The sequence below is a fragment of the Luteibacter sp. genome (assembly GCF_051958795.1).
In the GTDB taxonomy this organism is placed as follows: Bacteria; Pseudomonadota; Gammaproteobacteria; order Xanthomonadales; family Rhodanobacteraceae; genus Luteibacter.
This window is the reverse complement of sequence record NZ_JBQCFT010000187.1, coordinates 1-5649: the sequence shown is the minus strand read 5'-3', so window position 1 is coordinate 5649 and position 5649 is coordinate 1. Positions and strand designations below refer to the sequence as shown.

Genomic DNA, 5649 nt, shown 5'->3' with positions numbered 1-5649 from the left:
ACGGTCATCAGCGGGTGGCTGATGAACCGGTTCGGCTGGAACGGTGTGGTGGGCCTGGGCTTAGTGCTCGGCGGCCTGGCCATGGCCTGGCACCGGCTGGGTGCGCCCGGGCGCCAGCCCGCAGACGATCGCCTGCAGGCTGGCTGAGGCTTAGCGGCAATCCTTCGGCAGGTACTGCGCCGGGATCGTATCCGTGCTGCAGGTGAACTGCAGCGCGCCCTGCGCAACGGCCGGGGTCAGTGTCAGCACGCCGCCGGCTACCTTGATATTCGCTTCGCCACCCAGCGTCACCGAGATGCGGCCGTCTTCGACGCTGATGGCGGTTACATACTTCGCCTGCAGCGCCGTGGCGTCCATCAGTCCGGCCTGCAGGTTGTCGTGCGGCAGCTGGCCGTGGTTACCGTAATAGGCCGTCACCGCCTGCCGCACCGGGCTCGCCGCGATCTCACCCGCCATGACCTGGCTGCGGATGATGTAGTTCTGGTACTGCGGGATCGCGATGGCCGCGAGGATCGAGACCACCGGCAAGGGAATCAGCAGGATGCACCACATGACGCCATTCGGCGGCGCCGGCTCGGTGAGACCGGCTCCCTTCCAGCGGCCCAGCCAGGTCAGCGTGCCCTGCAGGTAATAGATGTGGAAGAAGAACAGCGTGATGCCGCCGAGCCGCACAAACAGGCCTCGCCTGCGGGCATCGTGTTCGACCGCAGCTGCCATGGAATAGATGGCGATGTAGAACAGCACGATCGAGACAAGGAAGAGCAGGAGCATCACCAGCGGCCCGAAGGGGGGTTTTTCATAAAACGCGACGGCGAAGCCGCCGACATAACTGACCGCCGACAGACCAAGCAACAGCATCGACTTGCTGTCCTTGTCGATCTTCTTCACCCAGCTCGCCTGGACGAAGGCCCAGGCCCAGGCGAACACACCGCCGGTGATGAATGCCAGGACGAGCACGCCGAACCAGTGCAGCGCAGGCGGCATGGGAAAACCCCGGCGCACATCCGGCGCGAACCCGCCATCGTCGCGTGCGCTGAAGGAGCTCACGGCGGGACGATGGCTGAACGGGTTGAAGTCGGGCTCTGGCTCTGGCTCGGGCTCGGCCCGGGCCTGGGAGGCAGGCGAATACGCACGTGCAGGTGATGGAGCGGGACCCACGTCCCAGCCAGCCGGCGACGGCGGCATCGGCGGCGGCGCCTCGACATCCGGCAGCAGGCTGGAGAGCTTCACCCACTCCACCATGCCCCTGCGCCAGGCCAGCACGTCCAACGTGACCTTGCCTTCGTGCACCCAGCGGCGCAGCGCGGCTTCCTCGTACGGGCCGTACTTCTGCCCGCCCCGGCCAATCCAGATCTTTTCGTCCACGTTTTCCCCCTGGGCGGCTCCCTTGCCGCGCCGGCGTACTTTCCAGCGCACGGGGGCGGCCGTCAATCGGCCTTAGGTGGGGTCGAGGGGAACGTCCGATCAGGGCTGCAGCGGATCGCAGATCACGCGAACGTAGTAATAGATTTCGCCCTGCACATCCGGCTTCGCCAGCGATGAGAACACGAAGCATGGTTCGCTGGACCGTGCGACGAGTGCGTAAAGCATTACTCGATATTCTGCACCTGCTCCCGCATCTGCTCGATCAGCACCTTGAGCTCCACGGCGGCATTGGTCGTACGCGAGTCCACCGACTTCGAACCTAGCGTGTTCGCTTCGCGGTTGAATTCCTGCATGAGGAAATCGAGGCGGCGGCCGACGGGTTCCTTCAGCGCCAGTACGCGGCGGGCTTCGCTGATGTGGGTCTTCAGGCGGTCGAGTTCTTCGTCCACGTCGATGCGCGTGATCTGCAGCACCAGTTCCTGCTCCAGGCGGCCCGGTTCGGCGGGCTGGCGGACATCGGCGAGGCGGGTTTCGAGGCGTGCGCGCAGGGCCGTACGGATTTCCGGCAGCCAGCCGCGGACATCGCCTACGATCTTCTCGATGCCATCGAGGCGCTCGCGCAGGATCTCGCCGAGCTTCTCGCCTTCGCGGCCACGGGTATCGGAGAGCGCATCGAGCGCGCGGTCCACGACATCGAGCAGGGCGGCCTGCAGGGCATCGGCATCGGCCTCCGGCTGCTGGAGCACGCCGGGGAAGCGGAGCAGTTCGGTGAACTCGATGTTCATCCGCGGGAAGCGCTGCTCCAGGTCGAGCGCCAGCTCGGAGAGCCGCGACAGTACGGAACCATTGATCCGCAGGCCTTCGGCGTTGCCCTGCTCGCTGCGTAACCGGACGGTCACGTCCACCTTGCCGCGTGACAGCTTCGTGGCGATGCGCTCACGAAGGGCGCTTTCGAAGCTGCGCAGGTCCTCGGGCAGCCGGGGGCTGATCTCGAGGTAGCGGTGGTTCACGGTGCGCAGCTCGCAGGTGAGCGTGCCGGACGGGCCCGCGCGCTCGGCGGAGGCGTAAGCGGTCATGCTACGGATCATGGGAGGCTCGCTCGCGCGTGGGGAAAGGAGGCAATGGTAAACTGACCCACCGCCCGCGCCCAACCCAGGCCCCACATGACCTTCTCCCGACCGAGCGCCCGCGCTGCCGACCAGCTGCGTACCGTCACCATCGAACGCCATTACACCCGCCATGCCGAGGGCTCCGTCCTCGTCAGCTTCGGCGATACCAAGGTGCTCTGCACCGCCTCGGTGGAAGAGCGCGTCCCGCCGTGGCTGCGCGGCAAGGGTGAGGGCTGGGTCACCGCCGAGTACGGCATGCTGCCCCGCGCCACCACCGACCGCACCCAGCGCGAAGCCGCGCGCGGCGGCCAGGGTGGTCGCACCATGGAGATCCAGCGCCTGATCGGTCGCTCGCTCCGCGCCTGCGTCGACCGCGCCGCCCTGGGCGAGCGCGTGATTACTCTCGATTGCGACGTGATCCAGGCCGATGGCGGCACCCGCACCGCGGCGATCACCGGCGCGTACGTCGCGCTGGTCGATGCCGTGGGCACCCTGCTCGAGCGCAAGGCGATCAAGCGCAACCCGATCATGGGCGCGATCGCCGCCGTGTCGGTCGGCGTATACCAGGGCGTGCCGGTGCTCGACCTGGACTACGCGGAAGATTCCAACTGCGATACCGACATGAACGTCGTGATGAACGACGGCGGCGGTTTCATCGAGGTGCAAGGCACGGCCGAGGGCCACGCATTCCGCCGCGATGAAATGAACGCGCTGCTCGACCTGGCGACCAAGGGCATCAACGAACTGGTGGTCGCGCAGCGCACTGCCCTGGGGATCGCGCCATGACCGACATCCGCGCCGCCACGCCCGCCGACCTCGACGCGATCGTCGCCGTGCACCACGCCGCGTTTGGCCGCCCCAACGAGGGTGACCTCGTGCGCCGCCTGGTCGATGCCGGCCACGCGAGCATCTCGCTGGTCGCAGTCGACGACGATGAGACCGTGATCGGCCACGTGCTGTTCTCGCCGCTCACGATCGAGACCGGTGACGACGGCAAGGCCCTGGGCCTCGCCCCGATCGCCGTGCTGCCCGATCACCAGCGCCAGGGCGTCGGCCATGCGCTGATCGAGGAAGGCATCGGCGCCTGCTTCGTCGCGGATGCCCGCGCGGTGTTCGTGCTGGGCTCGCCGGCGTATTACGCGCAGTTCGGCTTCTCCAAGGCATCGGCGCATGAACTGCACGATGCGTTCGAAGGCGGCAACGCGTTCCAGGTGTTGCCGCTCACCATCAGCGGCCTCGAAGGCTACAAGGGCCGCGTGAACTACGCACCCGCCTTCGCGGAAGGCCTGTGATGCGCATCGTCCTCGCCTCCGGCAATGCCGGGAAGGTCGTCGAACTGGAACAGCTCCTCGCCGGCAGCGGCGTGGAGCTCGTGCCGCAGACGGCACTTGGCGTGTCCGACGCCGATGAAACCGGCCTCACCTTCGTGGAGAACGCGCTGATCAAGGCGCGGCATGCCGCGCGTGCTACCGGCCTGCCGGCGCTCGCCGACGATTCGGGCATCTGCGTCGATGCGCTCGATGGCGCCCCCGGCCTGTACGCGGCGCGTTACTCCGGCGTGCACGGCGACAGCGCCGCCAACAACGCGAAGCTGCTGCGTGAGCTCGACGGCGTGCCCATGGAGAAGCGCACCGCTTACTTCATCGCCGTGCTGGTGCTGCTGCGCCACGCCGACGATCCGGCACCGCTGATCGCCGAAGGCCGCTGGCACGGCAAGATCATGGAAGGCCCGCGTGGCGAGGGCGGCTTCGGCTACGACCCGCTGTTCCTGCCCGACGGTTCCGACCTGGGCGCCGCGGAGATCGAGCCGGCGCTGAAGAACCGCCTGAGCCACCGCGGCCAGGCGCTGGACGTGCTCAAGGCGCGCTTCGCCGAACTCGCATGAGCCTGCTTCCGCCGCCGCTGTCGCTTTATGTGCACATGCCCTGGTGCGTGCGCAAATGCCCGTACTGCGATTTCAATTCGCATGGCGTGCGCGGCACGCCCGAGTACGCGGCGTACGTGGATACGCTGCTGGCCGACATGGACGCGGACCTGCGTGACTTCGGCGGCGCGATCGCCGGGCGCCCCATCCACTCGGTGTTCTTCGGTGGCGGCACGCCAAGCCTGTTCACCCCCGAGCTGATCGGGCGCTTCCTCGATGGCGCGCGCGAACGGCTGCCGTTCGCGGCGGGCGCGGAAGTGACCCTGGAGACGAACCCGGGCACGGTCGAGCACGGCCGCTTCGATGGCTACCTGGCTGCCGGGGTGAACCGGATCTCCTTCGGCGTGCAGAGCTTCGATAACGACAAGCTGCACCGGCTCGGCCGGATCCATTCGGCGCACGAGGCCGCCGATGCCTTGAAGCAGGCCCAGGATGCGGGCATCGACAACATCAATATCGACCTGATGTACGCGCTGCCCCAGCAGGACCTGGCGGGTGCCCTCGATGATGTCGAGAAGGCGATGGCGCTCCGGCCGACCCATATCTCGCATTACCAGCTCACCCTGGAACCCAACACGGCGTTCGCCGCCAACCCGCCGCCGCTCCCGGACGACGATGCGGCCTGGGCGATCCAGGAAGCCTGCCAGGATCGGCTGGCCGCGGGGGGCTACGGCCAGTACGAGGTGTCGGCCTATGCCCTGCCCGGCCGCCGCTGCGCCCATAACCTCAATTACTGGCGCTTCGGCGACTACCTCGGCATCGGTGCCGGCGCGCACGGCAAGGTCAGTGGCCCCGAAGGGGTCCGACGCCGCTGGAAGACCCGGCTGCCCGCGGCCTACCTCTCGGCGGCGGCCGGCCCCGGCCGCTTCGGCGGCGACAGCACCGTCGCCGCCGACGACCTGCCGTTCGAATACATGCTCAATGCCCTGCGCCTTATCGATGGCGTGCCCATGGCCGACTTCGCCGAGCGCACCGGGCTCCCGGCCGAGGCCATCGCCGCCGGCCTGGCCGAGGGCCGCCGCCGTGGCTGGATCGAAGGCGATCCGGACACGCTGCGCACCACCGCGCTGGGCCAGCGCTTCCTCAACGACGTCATCGAAGTCTTCATGGCCTGAGCCCGCGTCTCCGGCCTGGCGAGACCTACACCATTTGCCTTAGTCCGGATGCCGACCACGTCACGCTGGCGCAGGAGACGGATGGCCGTCTAAACTTGCGCCCAAGGCCGGGGAGGGGCCTAGCTCATGAATCCTG

7 protein-coding genes are annotated in these 5649 nt (G+C 67.9%); 4 read left to right on the top strand and 3 right to left on the bottom strand.

What is annotated here, in order from left to right; translation table 11 throughout:
• Positions 1-150: 150 nt before the first annotated feature.
• The 3 genes from ACTHLF_RS09575 to ACTHLF_RS09565 form a co-directional block, all read right to left on the bottom strand.
• Positions 151-1365, bottom strand: a complete 1215-nt coding sequence (locus tag ACTHLF_RS09575) for a pilin (RefSeq protein ID WP_440326916.1) — start codon at positions 1363-1365, stop codon at positions 151-153.
• A gap of 99 nt (positions 1366-1464) precedes the next feature.
• Positions 1465-1590, bottom strand: coding sequence for a hypothetical protein (locus tag ACTHLF_RS09570; RefSeq protein ID WP_440326914.1), 126 nt, complete (start codon positions 1588-1590; stop codon positions 1465-1467).
• Entirely contained in the window at positions 1590-2453 is an 864-nt protein-coding gene (locus ACTHLF_RS09565) for a YicC/YloC family endoribonuclease (protein ID WP_440326912.1), read from the bottom strand. The genes ACTHLF_RS09570 and ACTHLF_RS09565 overlap by 1 nt, the downstream gene beginning before the upstream one ends.
• 75 nt (positions 2454-2528) lie before the next feature.
• Here ACTHLF_RS09565 and rph point away from each other — a divergent pair, with 75 nt between their 5' ends.
• The 4 genes from rph to hemW are packed head-to-tail and all read left to right on the top strand — an operon-like array spanning position 2529 to position 5513.
• Entirely contained in the window at positions 2529-3260 is a 732-nt protein-coding gene (rph, locus tag ACTHLF_RS09560; RefSeq protein ID WP_440326911.1) for a ribonuclease PH, read from the top strand.
• Positions 3257-3766 carry a GNAT family N-acetyltransferase gene (locus ACTHLF_RS09555; protein WP_440326910.1) on the top strand — a complete coding sequence of 170 codons (510 nt, stop codon included), beginning with the start codon at positions 3257-3259 and terminating at the stop codon, positions 3764-3766. The genes rph and ACTHLF_RS09555 overlap by 4 nt, the downstream gene beginning before the upstream one ends.
• Positions 3766-4359 (top strand): RdgB/HAM1 family non-canonical purine NTP pyrophosphatase, encoded by a 594-nt coding sequence (rdgB, locus tag ACTHLF_RS09550; RefSeq protein WP_440326908.1) that lies wholly within the window; start codon positions 3766-3768, stop codon positions 4357-4359. The genes ACTHLF_RS09555 and rdgB overlap by 1 nt, the downstream gene beginning before the upstream one ends.
• Positions 4356-5513, top strand: coding sequence for a radical SAM family heme chaperone HemW (gene hemW, locus ACTHLF_RS09545; RefSeq protein ID WP_440326907.1), 1158 nt, complete (start codon positions 4356-4358; stop codon positions 5511-5513). The genes rdgB and hemW overlap by 4 nt, the downstream gene beginning before the upstream one ends.
• Positions 5514-5649 lie beyond the last annotated feature (136 nt).

Excerpts from the sequence above, each read along its gene's own strand:
- ACTHLF_RS09570 (WP_440326914.1), bottom strand. The coding sequence starts at position 1,590 with ATGCTTTACGCACTCGTCGCACGGTCCAGCGAACCATGCTTCGTGTTC.
- ACTHLF_RS09565 (WP_440326912.1), bottom strand. The coding sequence starts at position 2,453 with ATGATCCGTAGCATGACCGCTTACGCCTCCGCCGAGCGCGCGGGCCCG.
- rph (WP_440326911.1), top strand. The coding sequence starts at position 2,529 with ATGACCTTCTCCCGACCGAGCGCCCGCGCTGCCGACCAGCTGCGTACC.
- ACTHLF_RS09555 (WP_440326910.1), top strand. The coding sequence starts at position 3,257 with ATGACCGACATCCGCGCCGCCACGCCCGCCGACCTCGACGCGATCGTC.
- rdgB (WP_440326908.1), top strand. The coding sequence starts at position 3,766 with ATGCGCATCGTCCTCGCCTCCGGCAATGCCGGGAAGGTCGTCGAACTG.
- hemW (WP_440326907.1), top strand. The coding sequence starts at position 4,356 with ATGAGCCTGCTTCCGCCGCCGCTGTCGCTTTATGTGCACATGCCCTGG.